This is a genomic window from Campylobacter sp. VBCF_06 NA8, assembly GCF_027737825.1.
In the GTDB taxonomy this organism is placed as follows: domain Bacteria; phylum Campylobacterota; class Campylobacteria; order Campylobacterales; family Campylobacteraceae; genus Campylobacter_B.
Window position 1 is genome coordinate 286,521 of record NZ_JAOVUB010000003.1, and the last position, 25,137, is coordinate 311,657.

At 40.9% G+C, this 25,137-nt stretch carries 24 protein-coding genes; 15 read left to right on the forward strand and 9 right to left on the reverse strand.

Annotated features, from left to right (window positions below; genetic code table 11):
* Positions 1-113: 113 nt before the first annotated feature.
* Complete coding sequence (locus OFO10_RS05795; protein WP_270861801.1) at positions 114-992, reverse strand: aminotransferase class IV; 879 nt, start codon at positions 990-992, stop codon at positions 114-116.
* Positions 993-1,079: 87 nt separating this feature from the next.
* On the opposite strand from OFO10_RS05795, the gene OFO10_RS05800 reads away from it, so the two are divergent.
* The 4 genes from OFO10_RS05800 (at position 1,080) to OFO10_RS05815 (ending at position 3,387) form a co-directional block, all read left to right on the forward strand.
* Positions 1,080-1,583: a hypothetical protein gene (locus OFO10_RS05800; protein ID WP_270858980.1), complete on the forward strand. Its 504-nt coding sequence runs from the start codon at positions 1,080-1,082 to the stop codon at positions 1,581-1,583.
* Positions 1,584-1,666: 83 nt separating this feature from the next.
* Complete coding sequence (locus OFO10_RS05805) at positions 1,667-1,987, forward strand: ArsR/SmtB family transcription factor (protein WP_270858981.1); 321 nt, start codon at positions 1,667-1,669, stop codon at positions 1,985-1,987.
* 91 nt (positions 1,988-2,078) lie between these two features.
* Positions 2,079-2,969: a radical SAM protein gene (locus OFO10_RS05810; protein WP_270866440.1), complete on the forward strand. Its 891-nt coding sequence runs from the start codon at positions 2,079-2,081 to the stop codon at positions 2,967-2,969.
* A 10-nt stretch (positions 2,970-2,979) separates the two neighbouring features.
* Positions 2,980-3,387: a hypothetical protein gene (locus tag OFO10_RS05815; protein ID WP_270866441.1), complete on the forward strand. Its 408-nt coding sequence runs from the start codon at positions 2,980-2,982 to the stop codon at positions 3,385-3,387.
* Between the two features lie 110 nt (positions 3,388-3,497).
* Here OFO10_RS05815 and OFO10_RS05820 read toward each other — a convergent pair whose 3' ends face one another.
* Genes OFO10_RS05820 through mltG form a run of 3 tightly spaced genes read right to left on the reverse strand, consistent with a single transcriptional unit; the run spans position 3,498 to position 7,534 of the window.
* Complete coding sequence (locus OFO10_RS05820; RefSeq protein ID WP_270866442.1) at positions 3,498-4,379, reverse strand: lactate/malate family dehydrogenase; 882 nt, start codon at positions 4,377-4,379, stop codon at positions 3,498-3,500.
* Positions 4,379-6,562: an NADP-dependent isocitrate dehydrogenase gene (locus OFO10_RS05825; RefSeq protein ID WP_270866443.1), complete on the reverse strand. Its 2,184-nt coding sequence runs from the start codon at positions 6,560-6,562 to the stop codon at positions 4,379-4,381. Before OFO10_RS05825 ends, OFO10_RS05820 begins: the two co-directional genes overlap by 1 nt.
* A 15-nt stretch (positions 6,563-6,577) precedes the next feature.
* Positions 6,578-7,534 carry an endolytic transglycosylase MltG gene (gene mltG / locus OFO10_RS05830; protein WP_270866444.1) on the reverse strand — a complete coding sequence of 319 codons (957 nt, stop codon included), beginning with the start codon at positions 7,532-7,534 and terminating at the stop codon, positions 6,578-6,580.
* A 107-nt stretch (positions 7,535-7,641) separates the two neighbouring features.
* Here mltG and OFO10_RS05835 point away from each other — a divergent pair, with 107 nt between their 5' ends.
* Both OFO10_RS05835 and OFO10_RS05840 read left to right on the forward strand, forming a co-directional pair.
* Positions 7,642-10,239 carry a YhdP family protein gene (locus tag OFO10_RS05835; protein WP_270866445.1) on the forward strand — a complete coding sequence of 866 codons (2,598 nt, stop codon included), beginning with the start codon at positions 7,642-7,644 and terminating at the stop codon, positions 10,237-10,239.
* Complete coding sequence (locus tag OFO10_RS05840) at positions 10,236-11,300, forward strand: tyrosine-type recombinase/integrase (RefSeq protein WP_270866446.1); 1,065 nt, start codon at positions 10,236-10,238, stop codon at positions 11,298-11,300. Before OFO10_RS05835 ends, OFO10_RS05840 begins: the two co-directional genes overlap by 4 nt.
* Positions 11,301-11,719: 419 nt before the next feature.
* Here the strand turns inward: OFO10_RS05840 and OFO10_RS05845 are convergent, their stop codons facing one another.
* The 3 genes from OFO10_RS05845 to OFO10_RS05855 form a co-directional block, all read right to left on the reverse strand.
* Positions 11,720-12,541: a hypothetical protein gene (locus OFO10_RS05845; protein WP_270861811.1), complete on the reverse strand. Its 822-nt coding sequence runs from the start codon at positions 12,539-12,541 to the stop codon at positions 11,720-11,722.
* Between the two features lie 388 nt (positions 12,542-12,929).
* A complete protein-coding gene (locus tag OFO10_RS05850; protein WP_270859421.1) occupies positions 12,930-13,055 on the reverse strand; it encodes a hypothetical protein in 126 nt (41 codons plus the stop codon).
* 1 nt (position 13,056) lies between these two features.
* On the reverse strand, positions 13,057-13,302 hold the full coding sequence (locus tag OFO10_RS05855; protein WP_270859471.1) for an XRE family transcriptional regulator: 246 nt from the start codon (positions 13,300-13,302) through the stop codon (positions 13,057-13,059).
* A gap of 338 nt (positions 13,303-13,640) precedes the next feature.
* On the opposite strand from OFO10_RS05855, the gene OFO10_RS05860 reads away from it, so the two are divergent.
* The 9 genes from OFO10_RS05860 (at position 13,641) to OFO10_RS05900 (ending at position 23,571) form a co-directional block, all read left to right on the forward strand.
* Complete coding sequence (locus OFO10_RS05860; RefSeq protein ID WP_270866447.1) at positions 13,641-14,429, forward strand: HrcA family transcriptional regulator; 789 nt, start codon at positions 13,641-13,643, stop codon at positions 14,427-14,429.
* Positions 14,426-15,046 carry a nucleotide exchange factor GrpE gene (locus tag OFO10_RS05865; protein ID WP_270866448.1) on the forward strand — a complete coding sequence of 207 codons (621 nt, stop codon included), beginning with the start codon at positions 14,426-14,428 and terminating at the stop codon, positions 15,044-15,046. The genes OFO10_RS05860 and OFO10_RS05865 overlap by 4 nt, the downstream gene beginning before the upstream one ends.
* A 54-nt stretch (positions 15,047-15,100) precedes the next feature.
* Positions 15,101-16,972, forward strand: a complete 1,872-nt coding sequence (gene dnaK, locus OFO10_RS05870) for a molecular chaperone DnaK (RefSeq protein ID WP_270866449.1) — start codon at positions 15,101-15,103, stop codon at positions 16,970-16,972.
* Between the two features lie 293 nt (positions 16,973-17,265).
* Complete coding sequence (napA, locus tag OFO10_RS05875; RefSeq protein ID WP_270866450.1) at positions 17,266-20,043, forward strand: nitrate reductase catalytic subunit NapA; 2,778 nt, start codon at positions 17,266-17,268, stop codon at positions 20,041-20,043.
* 2 nt (positions 20,044-20,045) lie between these two features.
* Positions 20,046-20,786: a ferredoxin-type protein NapG gene (napG, locus tag OFO10_RS05880; protein ID WP_270866451.1), complete on the forward strand. Its 741-nt coding sequence runs from the start codon at positions 20,046-20,048 to the stop codon at positions 20,784-20,786.
* Positions 20,783-21,562, forward strand: a complete 780-nt coding sequence (napH, locus tag OFO10_RS05885; RefSeq protein ID WP_270866452.1) for a quinol dehydrogenase ferredoxin subunit NapH — start codon at positions 20,783-20,785, stop codon at positions 21,560-21,562. Before napG ends, napH begins: the two co-directional genes overlap by 4 nt.
* Positions 21,559-22,278 (forward strand): nitrate reductase cytochrome c-type subunit, encoded by a 720-nt coding sequence (locus OFO10_RS05890; protein ID WP_270866453.1) that lies wholly within the window; start codon positions 21,559-21,561, stop codon positions 22,276-22,278. The genes napH and OFO10_RS05890 overlap by 4 nt, the downstream gene beginning before the upstream one ends.
* Positions 22,279-22,333: 55 nt before the next feature.
* Positions 22,334-23,236 carry a WD40 repeat domain-containing protein gene (locus tag OFO10_RS05895; RefSeq protein ID WP_270866454.1) on the forward strand — a complete coding sequence of 301 codons (903 nt, stop codon included), beginning with the start codon at positions 22,334-22,336 and terminating at the stop codon, positions 23,234-23,236.
* Complete coding sequence (locus OFO10_RS05900; RefSeq protein WP_270859412.1) at positions 23,233-23,571, forward strand: chaperone NapD; 339 nt, start codon at positions 23,233-23,235, stop codon at positions 23,569-23,571. The genes OFO10_RS05895 and OFO10_RS05900 overlap by 4 nt, the downstream gene beginning before the upstream one ends.
* Positions 23,572-24,135: 564 nt before the next feature.
* On the opposite strand, the gene OFO10_RS05905 is transcribed toward OFO10_RS05900, so the two are convergent.
* Positions 24,136-24,690 carry a putative peptidoglycan-binding domain-containing protein gene (locus tag OFO10_RS05905; RefSeq protein WP_270866455.1) on the reverse strand — a complete coding sequence of 185 codons (555 nt, stop codon included), beginning with the start codon at positions 24,688-24,690 and terminating at the stop codon, positions 24,136-24,138.
* Entirely contained in the window at positions 24,690-25,097 is a 408-nt protein-coding gene (locus OFO10_RS05910) for a hypothetical protein (protein WP_270866456.1), read from the reverse strand. The genes OFO10_RS05905 and OFO10_RS05910 overlap by 1 nt, the downstream gene beginning before the upstream one ends.
* Positions 25,098-25,137 lie beyond the last annotated feature (40 nt).

The window sequence follows — 25,137 nt, forward strand, 5'->3', positions numbered from 1 at the left end:
CTTTTTAAATTTTGTTTTATCTCGTTTTATTAAATTATCATTTTACTTTTAAAAAACAGCACTGCAAAGTGGGCATTCTCGCCCACCACAATAGACTAAATTTAAAATTTCAATTACAAAAGCCCAGCTTGTTCTTTTAGGTGTTTGGCGTAGCGTTCGCGAATTAGCGGGGTAAATTTGCCGATTTTGCCGCCATTTATCGGCTTGCCGTCGGCTTTGATGACAGGGATTGCCATCAAAGAAGCTGCGCTGATGAAAACCTCGTCCGCGCCATAGACTTCCTCCATACTAAACGCCCTTTGCTCGACTTTTAGCCCAAGCTCGCCCGCAAAGCCCAAAATCACCTTGCGTCTAATGCCCGGCAAAATATCGTGTGATAGCGGCCTGGTAATCAAAACGCCGTCTTTTATGATAAACGCACTCGAACTCGAACACTCAGTCACCAAACCGTCTTCTACCAAAAAGCACTCGAAAGCCCCAGCCTTGTGTGCTAGGTGCTTTGAGATACACTGCGCTAGAAGCGAGATTGATTTGATATCGCGTCTATGCCAGCGAATCTCAGGCAGGCTTACGATTTCGATACCTTTGGTGCCAAGGGGATTATCGAAAATCACTTTCGAAAAGGCATAGGCAAACACAGTCGGCTTCGTATCAGTATAGTCGAAGTCCCTAAATGCCGCACCACGCGTGATTTGCGTATAAACCACGCCCTCTTTGACGCCGTTTTTGGCGATGACTTCGTTTAAAAACGCCTCATATTCTTCGTGAGTATATGGGATTTTAAGCTCGATTTGTGCGACAGAATTTTCAAATCTCTCCCAGAAATCGGCTTTATCGCAAATTTTGCCATTTACCACGGGCGCAGCCTCATAAATGCCGTCCCCTAGCATGAAACCGCGGTCAAATGGGCTTATCGCAGCGTCTTTGGCGCGCACGATTTCGCCATTGATATAGACAAAATCATCGTTATTCATATTAGCTATCTCAAACATTACGCTCTCCTTAAATTTAAAAGGTGATTTTATCTTATAAAAATTAAAATTCAGATATAATGGCGCCAAATTTGACAAGGAAAAAAGATGAATAAAAACTGCAAAGACAAAATTTTAAATATTATGTTTCATATCTCGGATAAACCTGTGCTTTTTCGCGATTTATTGGAGGCAAACGCTGAGTTTAACGACGGCATGCTAGTCGATCCCGCTAAGCTAAATTTCAGATTTAATTATGGTCGTTCGTATGCGATTTTTGGAACATTTGCCTTTGTTTTCGTGATGTTTGCCATAGGCATTACTCACCTGCTTTTTACCAAAATCGACTTTCACTTTTCCATACTTTTTACCATTTTGCTGACCTCTGCTGTCTTTATCGGATTTGACTGCTTTAAAGCATGGGGGCGCAAGGAAATCACTAAAAATTTAATCCAAAAAGCTTGGGCAAATCACTTTTTGTATTTTCCATACGAAAAATACTCCAAACCTGTCGAAAAAATCTACAACGAAGCCCTTAAAAACGATATCGCCAAACGAGATTTAGAACAATATGTCCTAAATAAAATAGTCGAAATCAACCCAGAAGAATAAAATTTTAAAATTTGAGATATTTTGATATATTGACAATTATCGAAATGTATGATAAAATCTCGCGATTTTAAAAAAGGTAAAAAATGAAAATTGATGTAATTGAAATTTGCAAAGCACTAAACAACGAAACTAGACTAAATATCCTTAACTGGCTCAAAAACCCAGACGCGAATTTCCCACCACAAGGCAGTTCGCTTGGCGAAGTAGTCGATCTAAAAGGTGGCGTGTGCGTCAGCAGTATCCAAGAAAAGGCAGGTCTGTCGCCCTCTACCGTGTCAAACTACCTCGATATGCTCCAAAGAGCTGGGCTTTTGCTCTGCGAAAGACACGGCAAATGGACATATTATCGCAGAAACGAAGAAGCGATAAAAGAGCTAGCTAGCTATATAATCAAAGAGCTGTAACCCGAATTTTATAAATTTTCAAATTTTACTTTTTTTAAATTTACATTTCTAAAATCATAAAAATATCGAATTTTAAAAATAAGGAGAAAAAATGAACTACAACGGCACAATCTACCGCCCACCAGTGGAGGCAAACACCCTTTTGCTCCCCATTACAGAGGGTTGCTCGCACAACTCTTGCTCGTATTGCAATATGTATGCAAATGTGAAATTTCGTATGCTAAGCCTTGCGCAGGTCGAGGAATTTTTAGCCGAAATCGTCAAATTTCACGGCTCATACGCGAGGGGAGCGACGCGCATTTATCTAGTCGGCGGCGATCCATTTGCGCTAGGAACGAAAAAACTTTTAGCGCGAATCGAGCTAATCAAAAAATATTTGCCAAATATCAAAACTATCACAATGTATGCTAGAATCGATAATATCGCCGCCAAAAGCGACGAGGAATTAATCGCGCTAAAAGAGGCTGGCGTAGATGATTTATACATCGGCATAGAAAGCGGTCTAAATGCCGTAATGCGAAATTTAGGCAAAGGTTACGACGCAGATGATAGCAAAACTCAGTGCCTAAGGCTAAATAAAATCGGTATTTCACATTGTGATTTGCTTATGCTTGGCACGGCTGGGCGTGGCATGGCAAGCGAGTCTGCACGGGCAATGGCGAGGTTAGAAAACGAAATCAAACCAAGCAAAATTTTACTAAACACAATGACTGCGTTTAAGAACACGAAGCTAAATGAGCAAATTTTAAACGCAGAATTTATCCCAGCTAGCGAAAAAGAAATTTTAGAAGAAGAGCGCGAGTTTATCGCAAATTTGGAGCTTGAAGGCACATATTTTTGGGCACTGCACCCGTTTGATAGCGTGAGAATTGACGGCATGCTTAACACTCACAAAGAAAAAATGCTAAGCAAACTCGACTTTGCAATCAAAACTATCGGCGAGAAAAATTTAAGCAGAGTCTCAATCAGCGGAAGTTTATAAAGGAGATAAAATGAATTTTGCAAGTGGAATAAACCGCCCACCATACGAGAGTGCAGACGGGTATTTGCAAACTACGATTGGCTGCTCGCACAACCACTGCCTGTTTTGCACATATTTTAAGGATCAAAAATTTCAAACTTCGCCACTTGGCGAAATCGAAGCCGATATCAAAGAAATCCCAAGCGTTTTTGGCGCACCAAAACGGATATTTTTGCAAGGCGCAGACGGCTTTGCGGCTAGTTACGATACGCTAATGAGAGTCGCCGAACTGCTTCACAAATATGTCCCAAGCGTGGAAAGTATCAACCGATACGCTAGAATCGATAATTTCTACGACAAAAGCACCGAGCAGATTCGAAATTTAGCCGCCGCAGGGTTTGCCGACCCATACAAAGGAAAATTTGCTAGCTTACATTAAAGAATTTATGCAAAATAGCGATGAAAAGAAGCTTAGCGAGTATCGCAAAATGATAGTTAGGGCGTTTTAAAATTTAGGCAAATTTGCGTTTTTGCAAATTTGCCACGAATTTAAATTTCAAGCTCTCTTATGCTTTGCCCCATTTTGTTGTATTTTTTCTTAAATTCCAACGGATACTCGAATTCTAGGGCTGTTGCGCCGTTTTTGCCGATACTCACAAACCTGCCAAATGGCACGCCGTTTTCATCTACCACAGAGCAAATTAAGGTTTTATTATCATCTGCGATTATGCTTTTTATGATTTTTACGATCCCGCCAGCAGGGGCAAAATACGCCGAAGTGCCAAGCAGGCTAACGACGCTTTTGCCACTATTTAGGGTATTTTGCGAGGCAGTGTTTAAATCGGCAGGCGAAATTTTAGCGTTTATCTCGTCCTTTAAAATCACCATTTCATCGTTGTGAGTGCCCACCACTGGGGCATTTAGAGCAGAAATTTTATCCCCGCTAAATTTCGCAATCTCAAATTTCAGCCTCGCGCTATCTAGTTCGCCAGCCATGCCGATAACGCGACTAGGCGCGAAATTACTTGCTTTTTGCGCGCACAAAACCATTAAATCAAGCGGATTTGTTACGATGATGATTATCGCATTAGGGGCGAATTTGGCTGTGTTCCTCGCGCACTCGCTCACGATTTTGGCGTTTGCTCTCAGCAAATCTTCCCTGCTTTGTCCCGCTTTTCGCGTAAGCCCAGCCGTGATTACGACGATACCTGCGCCATTTAAAAGCTCTGGCTCGCTTCCAGCGCACACCCTCACATCGCACTCGCACAGGCTCGCTAAATGCGCCAAATCCAGCGCCTTACCGCGCGCGATATTTTCTGCGATATCCACAAGCGCGATTTCGCTGAAAAACCCAGCTAAATTTTCATTTACAATCACATTGTTTGCGACATTTGCGCCGATATTTCCAGCTCCGATTATTGCTATTTTCATTAAATTTCCTCTATGATTTTGTTTAAAATTTTGCTTGGGCGCATGATTTTTTGCATTTTGTCAAATTCCAGCATAAAATATCCGCCAAAATCCACGCCTTTGCCCTGCCCCGCGTTTAATTCATCTAAAATTTCCGCCTCGTTTTCGCTAAATTTTGCATAAATTTGCTCGAATTTTGGCTCGAATTTTGCCAATTCTTCCGCCCAAAATTTAGCCAAAAAATAGTGGCTTGCGCGAATATCATTTTGCCCTACTTCACGGCTTGGGGATTTTGCTTCATTTAAATACCTAAAAATTGCCGCATTTAGCGCATTTGCTAGGGTTTTTGCTTTTTTGTTTTGCTCTTTTTGCGCTACAAATTCCAGCGCCTCGCACAGCGCCATAAACTCGCCCAGACTATCCCAGCTAAGGTGATTTTGCTCCCTCATCATAGACACCAAATCCGGCGCAGTCCCACCAGCACCCGTCTCAAACATCGCTCCACCCTCCAAAAGTGGCACGATTGAGAGCATTTTCGCGCTACTTCCAAGCTCCAAAATCGGGTATAAATCGGTCAAATAATCGCGCAAAATATTGCCCGTCGCGCTTATGACATTTTGCCCGCTTCGAATAATCTCGTTTGTCTTAATTACAGCTTTATACGGATCTAAAATTTCAAAATTTGCGCCCTTAAATTCGGCGTTTTGAGCGATTTGGCTTAGCAAAATTTCTTTTATATTTCTATCGTGCGCCCTAGCCTCATCTAGCCAAAAAATCAGCTTCTCGCCACTGATTTTAGCGCGCGAAAACGCCAAATTTACCCAGTTTTTAATCGCTTTTTCTTTGGTTTGCGTCATGCGAAAAATATCGCCTTTTTGCAAATCATACGCAAAAACCACCTCGCCATTTTCGTTCTCGACCTCGATACGCCCGTCATTTTCCATGATAAAGGTCTTATCGTGCGAGCCGTATTCTTCGGCTTTTTGCGCCATTAATCCCACATTTGCCACGGCTCCGATTTTAGCAGGGTCCAAAAACCCATGCGCCCTCAAATCCTCAATCATCGCCTCATAAATTTTAGCGTAGCTTCTATCAGGGATCGCCGCCATTGCTTCGCGCATTTGCCCGCCTTTGGTGCGTAGCTTCCCGCCGTTTCGTATCATCGCAGGCATTGAGGCGTCGATTATCACCAAATTTGGCATATCGAAATTTGTCGTATTTTCGTCGATATGATAAATTTCGGGCAAATTTGCAAACGCTTCGTCAAATTTAGCCTTTATTTGGGCGAAATTTGGCGAATTTTTTATTTTCTCAAAAACCGCTTTTAGCCCGTCGTTTGCATTTATGCCAAGACTTTTAAACTCGTCTTTAAATTCGGCGAAAACTCCCCCAAATAGCACACTCACAAATCGTCCGAAAATCACAGGATCGCTTACCTTCATCATCGTAGCCTTCAAATGCGCACTATACACAAGCCCGCTTTCTTTGGCTTTTTGTGCGCTAGCGGCGATAAAATTATCAAGCTCGCTCACGCTCATAAACGCGCTATCTACGACCTCGCCAGGTTCGATTTTTAGGGTTTTTAGGCAGGTTTTCTCGCCACTAGCGCAAGTGAAATTTATGCTTAAATTTGCACCATTAGCGAAAATTTTCGATTTCTCAGAAGCGTAAAAATCGCCCCCGCTCATGCTTGCTACGCAGGTTTGCTCACTCCCGCTCCACTGGGCACTCCACACAGGATTTGCCCTAGCGTAGTCTTTGACGCTTTTTGCGGCGCGTCTGTCTGAGTTGCCCTCGCGAAGGACTGGATTTACCGCGCTTCCTAACACCTTTGCATAGCGGGCTTTGATAGATTTTTCCTCGTCGCTTTGCGCGTTATCTGGGTAGTTTGGCAAAGCATAACCTCTTGCTTGAAGCTCGCTAATGCAGGCTTTTAGCTGTGGAAGCGAGGCTGAAATATTTGGTAGTTTTATGATATTTGCGTCGCTACTTTTGGTCAAATTTGCCAAAAACGCCAAATCATCGCTAGTTTTTTGCTCCTCGCTTAAATACTCGCTAAAATTCGCCAAAACCCTGCTAGCAAGCGAAATATCAGCCGTTTTCACCTCGATATTTTCTGAGCGCAAAAACGCCCCAATTATCGGTAGTAGCGAGTATGTAGCTATGGCTGGGGATTCGTCCGTGTAAGTATAATAAATCGCCATAATCTCTCCTTTTTGTTATTTTGCGCTTCGCGCAGCTCTGACATTGCGCTCGTGCTCGACCTGTGTTTTGGCAAAATCATGCAAGCCTGTTTTTTTATTTCGCATGAAATATAAAAATTCAGTGCTCGCTGGCGCAAAGACCGCTTTTATTGCATTTGGCGAGACCACGCACACAGGCTCGTGTGGCAGGCCGTCATTTAGATATGTGTTGTAGTGGCTAGTATCGGTGCGGATACGCGCTGGCGTAACCCTAGTGTGCGAGTAGAGCCCGTAATTTAGCGTGCCGTCCATTTGAAGTCGCATGCCGATTTTTAGGCGGTTTTCAATTACTGAGGCTACGATTGGCATTTCATCAGCGTTTGCGGCCTCTTTTTGTATAATCGAAGCCTTAATTAGCGCCTCTTTATAGGCTGTATCGTTGCAATCGGCGCAGTGTTTTTCTCTAAATTCGGCGTGAAATTTATTCGCACTCGCGCTTAAAATTTTAATGATATTTTTTTCGTTTTCGTTTTTATTGATTTTATAGGTCTCAGGCACCAAAAATCCCTCATAAAACGGCGCAGTTGCGTTGTATTCGCTCTCTAAAATTTCAAAACTTAACGCGCGAGATTTGGCTAAATTTTGCAAAAATACTATCGTGGTCTCGCCAGGAATTAGCTTGATTTCGTTCATCACAGGCTTTGCGTGAGCTAGCTCGTATAAAAATCTATATTTTGGTAAATTTTCGCTACTTAGCTCCAATTCACCGGTTTTTGCGCCACCATAAAGCGAGAGAAGTCTAGCGTGAGTCTTGCCAAATCTCGCCCCAATCCCCAGCGAAGATAAAATTTTTACCGCGCTTCCTTGGCCTACTGCGACGATTTTTGGGTTTTGCGCGCTTTGGTGAAAATCCCAGAAAATAACTGCTACGAAAATTAGTAAAATTTCAACTACAAAAGATAAAAAACGGATAAGCCTGCCCAAAGATTGCATAATTTTCCTTAATCAAATTTTGCGAAATTATACGAAAATAAGCCCAAATTTTGCCTAAATTTTATATTATACGCACAAATTTATTTAGCCAAAAGTTTGGAGAGCGTGTGATACGAAAGATAATCTACGGATTTTTTACCATTTTGCTTTTACTTTTTATGAGTGGAATTATCTTTATAAAAACAGGGGTAAAAATCGATAAATTTGAGAATAAATTCGTCAAAATCGAGGGATTTTTTTTAAAGCTTGAAAACAATCTAATCTTGCGCGTAAAAGATCTGCAAATCAACAAAAAAGAGCTTACAAGCGCAAATCCTACGCCAAAAACCCCAGCCGAGCTTAGGGAAAAAAACGAAAAACTCATCGAATATAGCAAGAAATTTACCCTTGCGATGAAATTTTTCGAGGAAATTAATATCCAAAATTTGCGCATTGGCGAGGATAAAATCGAGGTTTTATACCACGATGATATATTTTTTATCGACACTCGCTATTTTCGCATAAACGCAGGCCTTAGCCAGCTTAGCAACGGACTAAAAGTAAGCGTAAATGAAATCTCACTCAAAGATTTCAACGCCACGCTTAAAGGCGAGGCTAGCGCGAATTTCAAATCTAGCATTTATGATTTTAACGGCACATTTGCTTCGCATGAAATCTCAGGCAAAATTTCTGCGCTAAATATAGGCTCGAATTTGAGCTTAGAGGTTTCAAACGCCCACGCCACGAGTCTAAAACGCTTTATGGACGAGCTTGGCGCGCTCACAGGCCTTAATCCTCACGCCAAAGAGTGGATTTATGGGCTGGTCGTAGCGCAGAAATACTACATCGACACCCTAAAAATCGCCATTGATTTAGATGATCCCCACGCCGATGAGAAGCGCATTTTCGCAAGAGCCAGTGCGCAGGATTTAAATGTGAGCTTCGCTAGCACCGTTTCGCCAGTTATCGCTGATTGCGCTGATATCACGCTAGAAGATGGCACCCTAGATATCGCTATCGGCAATCCGACCTTTAATGGCATTAGCCTTGATGGCTCTGGGGTAAAAATCAAGCAAATTTTTAGCGGAGAGCCGATTGTCGCGCTTGATTTGCGCACCAAAGAAAATATCGGCAAGGATTTGATTGATATTTTAGCATTTTATGGCATAAATGAGCCAGTATATGTCAGCAAGGCCGAGCAAATCGACGCACGAGTGCTAATCGACATCGACCCAGTGCATGAAAGCGCAGCCGTAGATGCAAATGTGAGCCTAAAAAACGGCGAAATTATGATTTCAAAGGCGAAATTTAAAAGCTCGCATGCTAGCGTGCATATCACGGAGAAAAAGCTTGATATCAAAAACTCAAATCTAAGCAATGAAATTTTCAACGCCACGGCTGACGGGACTATTGATTTTACCACGCGAAAGGCTAAATTTAGTGGCGAGATAAAAAGCTTTAATATCACGGCTGGGGATAATGAAATTTTAAAATTCTCAAATGTCAAAGACAATCTCACACTCGATTTTAGCGGGACTGCGCCGATTTTGCACTCGCAGTTTTTAGGTGCGGATATGAGATTTGGCGATAAAATCGACATAAATGTAGCCGAGATAAAAGATCTAATAAATTTTTCCAAAACCCTCAAAACTATCGGAATCACGGGCGGTGATGCGCACATTAGCACGGCTGATTTTTCAAATTTCACAATTACTAGCAAAAATTTGAAATTTGACTTTGGTTTGATAGAAAAAAATGGCAGGTATTACAATAGCGACAGCCTAAATTTAAAGGTCGCAGGAAGCTCGCTAAATGGCGCTACGGGCAATGGCAAACTAAGTTTTAGTAGTGGCAAGGCTGGCACAAATATCACGCTCAAAGACCTCGATATCATGATAAATACTAGCGTCCAAACCAGCGAATTTAACTCAGGCTCGAATTCTGCGCGCTCTAAATTTAACTTTTCTGGCACAAATTCATCTGTGATTTTAACCGATATGAACAAAACTATCGACTTGGTGTCGTATTCAGGCTCGCTTTCTGGCAAGGATATGAACCTAAACGCGAAATTCAAGCAAGGCGATTTTAAGCTAATTTTCAAAAAAAGCCTATTTCAAATTTTCGCGCAAAATATCAGTGGCAGGGAGCTGAATCAAATCATCGGCTCGCAAAGCTTCGATAGCGGAAAATTCACGCTCAAAGCCAGCGGAATCGATCCGAGAAACTATCGAGGGGAGATTTTGGTCGAAAATACATTTTTGAAAGATTATATCGTCTATCAAAAACTCCTTAGCTTCCTAAACTCCGTCCCCTCTCTACTTGCCTTTAAAACGCCAGATTTTAATGACCGCGGATTTAGCGTGAAAAACGGCAAAATTTACTTCCGCCGCAGCGAGGATAAAATTTATCTAAACGCAATGCAGTTTGAGGGCACGAGCGCAGATATCGCAGGAAACGGCGAAGTAAATCTAAAATCAGGCGCGCTAAATATTGATTTAGAGCTAAAATATCTCAAAGACGCAAGCTCGATAATCTCGAAAATCCCGCTTTTAAATCAAATAATCTTGGGCGAGGATAAGACAATCTCGACTATCATCGAAATTCGTGGCACTATGAGCAAGCCGACCTACTCCACAGCCGTTACAACAGATGTTTTAAAAACCCCATATAATCTCATCAAAAACACGCTAATGTTGCCGTTTGTGATATTTAAGGACGAGAAATGAAACAACCCCTAGACGCCAAAGAAAATTTCGCCTCTTCGCTACTTTTTTGGATGGCCAAATTCGTCAGGTATAAGCTAAGCTCGCTTTCAAACAAAGAGCTTAAAAACGAGGAGCTGTTTAGCAAAACCATAATGGCACTAGCCAAAAATGTCCCAAATATAGGGGCTCTCTCAACCCTAGCCAAAGACGCTAGAAACGCGGGACTAACGGGCATTAATACATATTTCAACCCGCTTTTTAAGCTCTATAATGCGCTTTTATCCTACGAGCTAGAAAGTATGAAAAATATCGACGAAGAGCTTTTAAGCGAGGTTTTGGCCTCTATCACGGGAGGGCTTAGCGATGCGAGCAAAAAAAACTACCGAATCGCCGTGATAAACTTTTTTGGCTTCATCGACCGCCAAAACGAAACTAACGGCGCCTCGCACAACTACGGAATAGAGCTTAAAAGCTGGGGTGGCGTGAGTGGAAATCGTGGCGTGAAACTGCCTGAATTTTTAAGCGAAGATGAAATTTCGAAATTTATCGGCGCGATAAATAGCGCAGATTTTAAGAAATTTACCCATAGAAATAGATTGATTTTAAAGGTGATTATCTACACAGGGATCCGTGTGGGAGAGGCGATAAACCTGCGCCGCAAGGATATCAGCGAGGACGGGGATTTGTATGTATTGCGGATACGAGGCAAGGGAAATAAATACCGCGTCGTAATGATAAAAAAGCGCCTTATCCAGGGCGATTTGGACGCGTTGGAAACGAATTTTGCAAACAAAGATGATTATGTCTTTACCAACAAAAAAGGCTCGGCGCTCACTCAGGCTTATATCAGCAGAATCGTAGAAAAACTGCTTTTAAGCGTAGGAATTCGCAAGAAAAAAAACGGCGCGCACATGTTGCGTCACACCTTTGCGACCATGCTTTACAAGCGTGAAAAAGATTTGGTGCTAGTCCAAGAAGCCCTAGGGCATGCGAGCCTGAATACCTCGCGCATTTACACGCATTTCGATAATGAAAAACTCCGCCTAGCCGCAATGGTAGCAGAGGACTTTTCTGGTGAGTGAAATTTGGCGTGAAATTTGCGGAATTTGAGCGTGAAATTTTGAAAATTTTTTGATTTGTCATTGCGAGGAGCAAAGCGACGAAGCAATCTACGAGCCTGAAATTCCCTTGCGCTAAATTTGCTGTCATTGCGGGCGAGTATCGCCGAAGCAATCCAGGGAAATTTAAATCAATTTTTATAATTTTAAAATTCTCTCTAAATTTTACTAAATTACTTCACTCACCGTTAAAACAGCTCCTCGCAATGACACGGAATTTGCGTTTTTGCAATTTAAACTCGTAGATTGCTTCGCTTTCTACGAAAGCTCGCAATGACAAAAATTTTTAAAATTCAAGCCCAAATTTTACTTAAAATTTTGCGCAAAATTTATCATAAAATTTCACGCAAATTTCAAACAAAAAGCCAAATTTGACCCAAATTTCAGTCCAAAAGCCTGTCAAATTTGATTTTATAAATTTTATTTAGGATTGTTTGGATATCGCCAAGCGCGCTTTTGTAGCTCTCGATTTTCAAAAAATCATCATAAACGCTAAATTTCGCATACAAATCGTAAAAATTCTCGCCACTTCTATTTGTGATATTTTTCAGCGTCTCTTTGTGCTTTTCTAGCAGGGTCGAAATCTGCCCCGCAACCTCAAATTTAGAGCGTTTAATCATCTCGCTATCCAAATTTTCGTCTTTTGCTTTTTCGGCGGTTTTGGCGGTGTTTATGTTCCACTGCTGGTTTCGCACATCTACGCTCGCAACCCTTCTAGTGTGGTCAGCGTCAAGGTCGATTTTAGTCGGCGCATGGTATTCATCGACGCTGAAATCTTGGCCATTTAGCATGATATCGACGAGGCAAAACATAGTCTCTTTGTCGTTTGCGATGTGCAAAACCTCGATGAGATTGTCGCTAGCGTCGTAAGCCGAGGCATAGACGAAGTGAAACTCCACATCTTTTCGCCCGATTCTGGTTTTGGTATGGCACACGCCCTGATACAGCCTCGGAGCCTTGTCGCCGTAAAACCTAATGCGCCCCGCGCTGAATTTCAAAAATATATCGCCCACATCGCCAAAAAGCACATGGCCAGCTCTAAAAGTATCGACTTTGAGATTCGATAGCGAAATATTGTAGCGTTTGATACGATCGAAATTTTCGTTTGCCACGCACATATCGCAGATTTCTTTGTTTCTGCCTGCCCAAAATGTCAAAATATCCTCGTTTATAAACAGCTCGCTTGCAACCACGCTATCAATCATTTTCCGCCCTTTGTAAAAAAATAAAGTTTATATTGTATCCCCCCCCCCTTAAAATGGGCTAAAATTTGGAGAATTTGCGAGGAAATTTGAAAATTTTTTGATTTGAATTATTGAAATTTTGGCTTTGCTTGATTTATCATTGCAAAGAAAGGCAAAGCCTTAGCAAAGCAGTCTATGAATTTAAAATTTAAGGTTTGTGTTTTTGCAAACCGACACTTCGGAATTTTAAACTCGTAGATTGCTTCGCTTTCTACGAAAGCTCGCAATGACAAATTGGGAAAAATTGCATATTTAATTAATGATAAAATGTGTAAAATTTAAAATTTGGCTGAATGTTGGCTATTTAAATTCAGCCGCGGCAGTATCTAAAAATAAAATTTAACGAAAATTATCTAGCCAAAATTCGTCTAAAAAATGCGCGATAAAATGCGCTAAATTTTGACTCTTTTTTTGCATAAATTGCGCAAAATACGCTTTGTAAATCCATTTTTTCTTGCAATGTAATCTTATACATATTAGTCTCCTAATAATTTTTTTATTTTATGTAGCACAAAAGACGCCTCGTCGCTATCGAGCTCACACAGCATTTGACAAATCGCAGTCGCTGCCTGCGGTTTGGTCGTGCCAAGGCGCCAATCCTGGTATGTCCTCATCGACACGCCAAGCTTTTTCGCCATTACAGCGTGAGAAATCTTTTTGCCCATATTTTTTGCCTCGACGGCATTATGCAAAATATTGAATATATCGCTCGTTTCTAACATGCCAAAATTATACAAGTTTTAGGATTAATTATACATTAATCTGTATAGTTTATCTAAATTTTGTATTGTTTATAAGCAAAATTAGTAAATTTTTGCGTTATATCGTGTGAATTATACAGAATTTCTCATAAAACAAACATAAAATTTTACAAAATTTCCAAGAATTTTAAGGGGGAAATTTAGCTATGAAACCGCCGAATTTTGCACTCAAAACCAAATTTTGAAATTTCAAAATTTAGCAAATAAAGAAGTAAAGTGCTAAAATTTTTAAAAAACCTTGACATTTTGCCACTCAATGTTGTATAATATTAGCAATCAAAACGAAAGAGTGCTAATAAATGAAAACAAACAAGCGTGATTTGATACTTGATTCTATCATCGAAGCCTATTTGGACCTCAACGCTCCGATTGGCTCGTCGCAGTTAGGCGGGCGCATGGAGGTCGCTATACCAGCCTCGACGATTAGGGTGTATTTCAAAAAACTCAGCGACGAGGGCGCAATCACGCAACTTCATGTCAGTGGCGGGCGTATCCCCACAGTAGCTACCATGCAAGACTACTGGCGCGCTAAGCTCGATTTTAGCGAGATTTTATCGCTAAGGGACGGCGATGAGTTAGAGGCAATCTTAGAGGATTTTGATATTTATTGTATGATTTTTAGCGCAGAAAGCGAGTGTTTGACCGAGGTTATAAAGCACGATGAGCGTTTTATGATTTTGGTTTTCGACAAAGATGAGATTATTTTGAAATTTGATAACAGAATTTTCGAGCTTCTGTCGAATTTAATCGGAATTTCGCTCAAAGATTTGGAAGTCGCCTCTATGCAAATCGGTCTTAGGGAGCTAAACACCAAAATCCGCGAGCTGAAAAACTCGAAAATCGAGTTTATCGCAAACGAAGTCATGGCGTATAAAATTTTCAAAGATGAGAGATTTAAAATTTTGCTAAACCCCTCAATCGCCGTGAATTTTGACAAAAATTTAATCTTTGCGCCCTATTTCGAGCCTGGTTTTATGGGGATAAAATGCCCAGTAAAATTCGAAAACAAGAACGCTACGATGATTTGCGCTGGAAGTGTTTATGAGGATTATGAAAAATTTTTTAAATTTAGTAAAGGAGTAGCATGAGCCAAGAATTTGACGAAAAAACGCAAAATTCAGCAGGTGAATTTGAGGAAAAAGAGCACAAAAACTGCGGCGCTGGTTGCGGCTGCCAAAGCCCGCTAGCGGACGACGGCGATGAATTTAGCGAAGAGATACAAAGCGAGTGTGAGTGCGAAAGCGCGCAAGATGATGAAATCACTAAGCTACAAAACGAACTTAGCGAGATTACTGATAAATTTTACCGCGCTAGTGCTGATTTCGACAATATCAAAAAGCGTTTGGAGCGCGAAAAAACCACAGCCGTGGAGTATGCGGCGGAAAAATTCGCAAAAGATCTCTTGCCGATAATCGACGCACTTGAAGAGGCCGCGAAAATCGATATTGAGGGCAACGAACTAGCCGATAAAATCGAAGAAGGCGTGAAGCAATGTATAAATTTGTTTTTAAGCACATTTGAAAAATACGGCATTACGCCGATTTCGACCGATGAGGGCTACGAGAGCGAAAGCGGTAAATTTTACCCAATCCAACTCGTAGAAAAAGAGGGAGCCAAAACAAACGACATAGTCCAAGTTTTGCAAAAAGGTTACCTTTACAAAGAGCGAATTTTGCGCCCTGTAATGGTTATTTTGGCGAAGTAAATTCGCAAATTTACAAAATTTAAAGAAAACAAAATTTAATAAAAAGGATAAAACATGGGAAAAGTCATTGGAATTGATTTAGGCACAACCAACTCTTGCGTTAGCATTTTTGAACGAGGCGAGAGCAAAATCATACCAAACAAAGAGGGCAAAAACACAACTCCCTCAGTTGTCGCATTTACCGACAAAGGCGAAGTTTTAGTCGGCGATAGCGCAAAACGCCAAGCCGTAACAAACCCTGAAAAAACGATTTATTCGATTAAAAGAATTATGGGTTTGATGATGAACGAGAAAAACGCGCAAGAGGCCAAAAAACGCCTTCCGTATAAAATCGTAGATCGAAACGGTGCGTGCGCGGTCGAAATCGCGGGCAAAGTCTATACCCCACAAGAAATTTCAGCAAAAGTTTTAATCAAGCTAAAAGAGGACGCAGAGGCCTTCCTAGGCGAACCAGTAGTCGATGCAGTCATCACTGTGCCTGCGTATTTCAACGATAGCCAAAGAAAAGCGACAAAAGAAGCTGGCACAATCGCGGGGCTAAATGTCCTTCGTATCGTAAATGAGCCAACCGCGGCAGCTCTTGCATACGGATTAGACAAAAAAGAAGCCGAAAAAATCGTGGTTTATGATTTGGGTGGCGGAACATTTGATGTCACCGTGCTAGAAACCGGCGATAGCGTGGTCGAAGTGCTAGCAACTGGTGGAAATGCCTTCCTTGGTGGCGATGACTTTGATAACAAAGTAATCGACTTTTTAGCAAGCGAATTCCAAGCAGAAAACGGAATCGACCTTAAAGGCGATGTCATGGCTATGCAACGCCTAAAAGAGGCCGCAGAAAACGCTAAAAAAGAGCTTTCAAGCGCAATGGAGACAACGGTAAATTTACCTTTCATCACAGCTGATGCCACAGGCCCAAAACACCTTATGAAAACCATAACTAGGGCTAAATTTGAAAGCATGATTGATAGTTTGGTAGATGAGACAATCGACACTCTAAAACGCGTCGTTAGCGAAGCAGGTCTTGGTATGAGCGATGTCAAAGAGGTCGTCATGGTCGGTGGCTCGACTCGCGTGCCACTTGTGCAAGAAGAGGTCAAAAAAGCATTTGGCAAAGAGTTAAATAAAAGCGTCAATCCAGACGAAGTCGTCGCAATCGGCGCAAGCGTGCAAGGTGCTGTTATCAAAGGCGATGTAAAAGATGTGCTTTTGCTTGATGTTACGCCACTTAGCCTTGGTATCGAAACACTTGGCAGCGTAATGACTAAAATCATCGACAAAGGCACTACAATCCCAACCAAAAAATCGCAAGTCTTCTCGACTGCTGAGGATAACCAATCAGCCGTTACGATTAATGTCTTGCAAGGTGAGAGAGAGTTTGCCAGAGATAACAAATCGCTAGGAAATTTCAACCTAGAAGGCATTATGCCGGCCCCTCGCGGTGTGCCTCAAATCGAGGTTGAGTTTAACATCGACGCAAACGGAATTTTAACAGTTACCGCAAAAGACAAAGCCACAGGCAAGGCAACTGATATTCGCATTACTGGTTCAAGCGGTCTAAGCGACGAAGAAATCGACAAAATGGTAAAAGATGCCGAACTTCACAAAGAAGAGGACAAAAAGCGCAAAGAAAGCGTAGATGCTAGAAATCACGCTGACGCTATCGCTCACCAAACAGAAAAATCACTTGCTGAAATGGGCGAAAAAGTCCCAGGCGAGCTAAGAGCAAATATCGAAAGCGCACTAAATGATCTAAAAGAAGTTCTCAAAAACGAAAACGCGACAAAAGATCAAATTGACGCTAAGGTAAATGCCCTAAGCAAGGCGGCTGAGGATCTTTACAAAGCAGCTAGCGCCAACCAAAACCAAGGCGCAAATTCAAACAACGCTAAAAAAGACGATGATGTCATCGACGCAGAAGTCGAATAAATAAAATTTGAGCTAGCTTGCTAGCTCAAATTTCCGCCCAAATTTCAAAAATATCAAATTTTAATTTTATCCACATACATTAATATTCTATATCAATACAAAATTTGTAAGAATTCGATTATTAGCGCAAAATCGTGCTAAATTTATTTAAATTTAAAAATTATAATTTTATACATATTAGAAATTTAGGGATTTATTGCAAATTTTATTGATTTAAATCAATAAATTTGATTAATAATTTGTTATAATTTGCCTTGTGTTTCACAAATTTCTTTGAAAGAAAGGATAATTCTATGGACAGACGAGAATTTATCAAAAGTTCAGCAGCTGCTGCTGCGTGTAGTGCCGCTGGAATTTCTGCCCCAAGCCTAGCTAGTGCAGCGGATGGCGAAAAAGACTGGCGCTGGGACAAAGCGGCTTGTCGTTTTTGCGGAACCGGTTGTGGTATTATGGTTGCCACAAAGGGCGGAAAAATCGTAGCTGTAAAAGGCGATCCACTATGCCCTGTAAATCGTGGTCTTAACTGCATTAAAGGTTATTTTAATGCTAAGATTATGTATGGCGAGGACCGTATCACAAAACCTCTTTTGCGTATGAACGAAAAAGGCGAATTTGACAAAAAAGGTAAATTCGGCGAAGTTAGCTGGAAAAAAGCTTTTGATGTCATGGAAGCGCAATTCAGAAAAGCTTACGAGGAAAAAGGTCCAAGCGGTTTAGCTGTATTTGGTAGCGGTCAATACACTATCATGGAAGGTGTCGCTGCTGTCAAACTTATCAAAGCAGGTTTTAGATCTCACAATATCGACCCGAATGCTCGCCACTGTATGGCAAGTGCGGTTGTTGCGTTTATGCAAACATTTGGTATAGATGAACCGTCAGGTTGTTTCGATGATATCGAGCTAACTGATACAGTTGTTTGCTGGGGCGCGAATATGGCCGAAATGCACCCAGTGCTTTGGTCTCGTGTAAATGATGCTAAACTTAAAAATCCTGATAAATACAAAGTTGTAAATTTATCAACTTTTTCGAGCAGAACTTCAAGCATAGCTGATATTGAGATTATTTTCAAACCTCATACTGACCTTGCGATTTGGAATTTGATCGCTCACGAGATTGTATATAACCACCCAGAAGCGTTTGATGAGAAATTTGTCAAAGATCACTGCGTGTTTGCAACAGGTCCAGTTGATATCGGTTATGGTATGAGACCAAATCCAAAACACCCTAAATTTGATCCAAAAGAGGTCGATACAGTAGAAAAAGAGCTATCAAAAGTTCTTAGCGAAAACGAAGGCGTAACACTATCATACCTTGGTATGAAAGCTGGCGACACGCTAGAAAATAAAAGCAATGGCAAAGCCGACGCTCACTGGCTAATCGGTTTTGAAGATTTCAAAAAAGCCTTAGAGCCTTATACACTAGATTTCGTTGCCAAACTTGCCAAAGGCGATGACAACGAAGATTTAGAAACTTTCAAGAAAAAACTTCAAGGCTTAGTTGATTTATATGTCGAAAAAGGCAGAAAAGTAGTAAGCTTTTGGACAATGGGTATGAATCAACACCAAAGAGGAACTTGGGTAAATGAGCAAAGCTATATGGTGCATTTCTTGTTAGGCAAACAAGCAAAACCAGGCGAAGGCGCGTTCTCACTAACAGGACAACCAAGCGCTTGCGGAACTGCACGCGAGGTAGGAACTTTCTGCCACAGATTGCCAGCCGATATGGTTGTAGCAAATCCAAAACACAGAGAAATGACTGAAAAAGTATGGCAAATCCCTGCTGGCACAATCAACCCGCGCCCAGGCTTCCCTTATGTAAAACTAATGAGAGATATTGAAGACGGCGCGGTTAAATTTGCTTGGGTTCATGTAAATAACCCATGGCATAATACTGCAAATGCAAATCACTGGATCAAAGCAGCAAGAGAAATGGATAACTTCATCGTAGTAAGCGATCCATATCCGGGCGTATCTGCAAAAGTAGCGGATTTGATTTTACCAACTGCTATGATTTATGAGAAATGGGGAGCTTATGGTAATGCTGAGCGTAGAACTCAACACTGGCGACAACAAGTATTGCCAGTAGGCGAAGCGATGAGCGATACATGGCAAATTTTAGAATTCTCAAAACGCTTTAAAATTAAAGATTTCTGGGGCGAGAGAAAAATCGATGATAAGCTAACCTTGCCAGATGTTTTAGAAGAAGCGAAAAAAATGGGTTACGATCCAGAAGATACTCTATTTGATGTATTGTTCGCTAACAAACGCGCACTTGAATACAAAGCAGATGATCCAATCATCGCAGGCTTTGACTGCACCGAAGTTTTCGGCGATAGTAGAAATGTCGTAGGAAGCGACGGAGAGGTATTTAAAGGCTATGGATTCTTCGTGCATAAATATCTATTCGAAGAGTATAGAATTTTCGGCGACGGACACGGACACGATTTAGCTGATTTTGATACATATCACAGAGTTAGAGGTCTCAGATGGCCAGTTGTCGATGGTAAAGAGACTCAATGGAGATTTAATACCAAATACGACACTTACGCTAAAAAAGCTAATCCAGACGGCGATTTCGCATTTTATGGTAACCAAGGCGCACTTCCGACAGGCGATATGAAAAGCGCAACCTCAGGCGATGAGAAAACTTCGTTTAAAAACAAAGGTAAAATTTTCTTCCGCCCTTACATGGATCCATGCGAAATGCCAAGCGAAGAGTATCCGTTCTGGCTATGCACAGGACGCGTCCTAGAACACTGGCACTCAGGCTCTATGACAATGCGTGTTCCTGAGCTTTACCGCGCTGTTCCAGAAGCTCTATGCTTTATGAACAAAGCAGACGGCGATAAAATGGGCATAGCTCAAAATGATATTGTATGGGTAGAATCAAGAAGAGGAAAAGTTAAAGCAAGAGTAGATTTCAGAGGTAGAAATGTTCCGCCTGTGGGTCTTGTTTATGTTCCTTGGTTTGATGAAAATGTATTTATCAACAAAGTTTGTCTAGACGCGACCTGCCCTCTTTCAAAAGAGACAGACTATAAAAAATGCGCAGTAAAAATTTATAAGGCATAATTATGGAAAGACGCGAAGTTTTAGGTTTATTAGGACTGCTTGTAGCAGGCGGAAGTGGATTTTGTGAATTTGCCAGAGCAGAGGATAAAATCCGTCTAAGACCGCCAGGTGCCCTTGATGAAAAAGAATTTATGAGCAAATGTATTCGTTGCGGGCTGTGCGTCGAAGCATGTCCATTTGATACACTAAAACTAGCAGAATTTGGCGATAGCGGAGTGCCAAACGGAACTCCGTTTTTCCAGCCAAGACTAACTCCATGCTATATGTGCCAGGATATACCTTGCACAGTAGCGTGCCCGACTAGCGCGTTAGATAAACAAAAAGTTAGCGAAAATGACAAATTAAATATCAACAAAGCACAAATGGGCGTTGCGGTAGTAGATCAGAAAAACTGCGTTGCATATTTTGGAATTCAATGCGACGCATGTTATAGAGCCTGCCCTGTCATGGATAAGGCACTATTTATCGAATACAAACGCAACACAAGGACAGAAAAACACGCGTTTTTACTACCTGTTGTAGATAGCGATTACTGCACAGGGTGTGGAAAATGCGAAAAAGCCTGTATAACCGAAAAAGCAGCCATTACGGTGCTACCACGAAATTCGGTTTTAGGCAAGGTAAATGACAACTATGTCAAAGGTTGGATCGAGGGCGATGACGCGAAGCTAAAAGACGCTGATAGCCAAATCAACTTAAATTTGAAAAAAGGTATTGATTACTTAAACGGAGGCGAGCTATGAAATACACACTTTTAAGAAGATTAGTTCAATTCCTAATCCTTGGCCTTTTCATAGCTGGAAACTGCTATGGATTTAAAATTTTGCAAGGAAATTTAAGTTCGTCAGTGCTTTTTGGAGTTATAAATTTAAGCGATCCTTTTGCCGTGCTTCAACTATTTTTGGCAAGTTTTAGCCTAGGTGCGCTTAGCATAGTTGGCGCGTTAATCATATTTGCGTTTTACGCTTTGATTGCGCCACGAGCTTTTTGCGGTTGGGTATGTCCTATCAATATCCTAACAGATTTGGCAGCTTGGATAAGAAAAGTTTTAAATATCCAAACCAAAATATTTAGCGTCAGCAAAAACGCTAGATACTATTTGTTAGTTTTAGTCCTACTTTGTAGCGGATTGTTTAGTATAGCAGCCTTTGAGATACTAAATTTCGTCGGATTTTTCACAAGAGCGGTCGTTAGCCTTAGCGTTAGCGCATTTAGTATAGCCGCAATCATTGTGATATTTGAAATTTTCGCAGGAAATAGAATAATATGTTCCCATATATGCCCACTAGGGGGATTTTGGGCGATAGCAAGTAAATTTAGCTTAATTCGCATTTATCATAATGCAAACAAATGCACTAAATGCAACAAATGCAAGAGCGTTTGCCCTGAGGTACAGGTGCTAAAAATGGTCTCAAAAGAGAGTTTTAAAATCGATTCTGAGTGCATAAGTTGCGGTAGATGTGTCCAAATTTGCGATGATGATGCGTTAAATTTTAGCATACTAGGAGTAAAAAAATGAAAAAGAAATTTGCTTTTTTAAGCCTTGTTGCAGCTACAATTTGTTGTTTGGGTTTGAGCGGTTGCCAAGATGAAAAAGGCAAAGCGAGCTCAAATACAAACCAACCAGTAGCGCAAACACAAGCCGCCTCAGCACCTGCTGCTACTGACGAAGTAAAAGCAGAAGCGCCTAAGGCAGAGGTAGCGCCAGCTGCTGCACCACAAGAGCCAGCCGCACCAGCGCCGGTTGTCGAGAAAAAGGAAGATATACCAAATTTAGAGCTTGCGCAAAGTCCTAAATTTAGAGAGGATTACACTAACGAAAACCTAACCTTGCCTACCTATGAGGTAAAAGGTGGCGCACCAGGCGAAAATATGGTATTCGAGAGAAGCTTCGAGAACGCTCCTCCGCTAATCCCACACACTTTGGACGATATGCTACCTATCACAGCCGAAAACAACATGTGCACCACATGCCACCTTCCAGAGGCTGCACAGGCTATGCAGATCAAATCAGTCCCACAAAGCCACTTAGCTGATTTGCGTGATGAGAATCAAAAGAGCCTTGATGGCGCACTTTCTATGGCTAGATATGACTGCGTTTCTTGCCATGTTATTCAAACAAACGCAACCGAGCTAGTTCAAAACAAATTTGAAGCAGATTTTAGTCGCTTTGCAGACTCAAACACTAGCTCAAATTTGCTTGACATTTTAAATCAGGGTGCTGATATCAAATAACCATTTTGTTGTGAGTTTGGACCTCCAAACTCACACAAAATTTACGAGGTAAAAAATGAAAAAATTATTCGTTGCTTTTATCTTTTTAGCAACCTTTCTTTTTGCAAATGACAAAGTCATAGTAGATGGCAACATCGCGATTTTAAAGCAAATGGATGAAAAAATCTATGCTGGCACGGACACCGGAAAGCTTTTTAGTATAAGCGGGAGCGATGAGAACGCTACTCTTGTTTTAGCTCTTCCGCAAGTCAAAAGCTATGTCGATGGAGATATCGATTCTAAGGTCATCGATGTCGATAAACTAGGTGAAAAATTTGCCCTTTTGATAAATGGCGATTATATGCACAAAAAACTCGCCGTGTATGAAAATGGCACGCTTGACACCTTTGATTTACCGATAACTGGTATCAAAAGACTATTTTTGCTAGATAGCAATACTATCATTTTACTAGGCGTGGGAAGCGAAATTTTATACTACGACATAGCCTCAAAATCTGTGAAATTTGAGCACAAAATTTCAGATTCGCCTTTTGGTGGCGTGAGCTTTGACCGCGAAAAAAATTTATTGCTTCTTTCAAACGAAGGCGGTATGATTTACTTTTTTGACACAAAAGAGAAAAAATTCTTACGCGAAAAAAGTATCCACAAAGACAATGTCTTCAATGTAGCCTTTGTAGGCGAGAGGGTAATAACTGGCTCAAACGACAAAACCTGCTACTACGAAAACGCAAGAGAGTCTAAGCTTTTCGAAACTGGCTTTATCGTGTATAGCGTGGCACTAAGCGAGGATTTTGGCGCATTTACGACACTTGATGGCATAAATATCATAAACAAAGCCGGAAGCGTCATCAAAAAAATCCCTTATGATGGCGAAATCATAAACAACATGACATTTTATGGCGATCACTTAGTTGGCGCAGGATACGACAAAACAATTCATTTTTGGAGCTATAAATGAACATTTCAAGTGTGATAATCTACACAGATAATAAGACGAATTTGGACGAGCTTAGCGCTCTCGTGGCAAAGATAGAGTTTTGCGAAGTCGTAGCTGCACAAGATGGCAAAATCGTAGCGACTATCCAAACCGAGAGCCTAGATCAAGAGCTGGGCGCATTTAAGGCCATGCAAGCCCTAAAAGGCGTAAGCGATGTAGCTATGATATACTCATACCAAGACCTAGACGAGCAAATCGACGCCGCGAACAGCAACAATATAGAAGAGATTATGCAAAAAATCGACGAAGAACCAGAAATCAAAAAAATCAAATACGGCGGTAGTTTAAATATCTAAATTTACCTCTTTTTAAAGGCTGAATTTGGCAGAATTTGGCCTTTTTATAAATCCAAAACTTACCAAAAATTTTAAAACTTACCGATAAACTTACCTTAAAGATAGAAAAAAACGATATTTTAGCTGATTAAAATTGCGTATAGAAATGTCTTGGTGACCCATAGGGTTTGCGAAATGTTTTTAAATTTTGCCTATATATCGTATTTTGTGGAGCTGTTTTTAGAAAAGATAGTATAAAAAGATAGTGTGTAAAAAATAAAAATAGCGGTATTTTTACCGCTATAAATTTTTATAAAAAAGGAAAAACAAATGATTATTTACTTTATGGCTCGCAGTGGCTAAACGGCGTATAGGAGCACACAATTTCGCCACTGCGAAAGAAAGGAGTTGCGTATGAGACAAAACGCGCTCAATAGCAAAATTTCGGTTTTCATAAAGGAATTATTATGAAAAGTTTTCAAACTTTTTAAGGATTGCCTTGTTTAAGGGTTTTTTGCTTAATAGTATTGAAAACAATGCAATTCTAGCACATTTAACTTAAAACAAATTAAAATAAAACCATTTTTAGGTATTTTTCACCCTATTTAGCCACCCTTGCAAAAATTTAGCATACCTTGCGGGGTTGTTTTTGGCTAGCTTATGATAATACTCCACCCATGCCTGTTTATACGCCTTTTCAAACTCCAAAGGGCTAAAACCATTAAGAGTGTTTAGCGTCTTTGCGCCTACTATGCCGTCTGGGTTAGTGCCGACTATTTCTTGCGCCATAATCACGGCTTTTTTTAGCCCGCCATTTACACCAAAGCAAAAGATTAAATGCGCCTGCTCGTAAGGTATCACGCTATCTAGCTTCGCTTTATCCCAAAAATTCACCTTATAAAAAGCCTTAACCATAGAGCGCAAAGCTGGGTTGTTGTAGCAGATTTCAGAGGCTTTTTTTAGGCTGTATTTTTTCAGCACCTGCCTGATCGTGTCCCAACCGCTCCACGATTTCCAAACCCCCTCATAAATACCCATAAATGTATATCCTGCCTCGCCCGGGTTATAATGCAAAGCGTTGCTGGGATTTGAAAATTCAAGCCTAAGCATTTTTTCGTAACTTAAATCAAAATTTGCCATTATCTACCCTTTAAATTCTCTTTGATTTCTTTTGTGTGTTGTAAAATTTCGTTGATTTTTTCGCCATTAGCTGTTAGTTTTTCGCTATTGCTATGAAGCTTGATTTCGCTATCTCTAATCCCCTTGATAGCTTCGTGTAATAGCGTATTGTGTTCTTTTAGCGTATCTAAAACCTTGCCGATTACATTTGTGTTTTGCTGAATTATATTGTTCGTATCCTTTTGCAAATCCATTAAAATCCTAGTCCAGCTATTTGCGTTTTTGTTAATCACAAAAAACATTATCATTACAACTAATACCAAAAATAGTGTTACATACACCATTAAGCTTGTCGCACCCCAGTTGTTCGCACTACCTATAAAATCGCCCGTGGAAGTGGTAATTTTAGCTACCTCATCGCCAGTCATTTTTCATCCTTATTGTAAATTTGGCGTGATATTAGCTAAA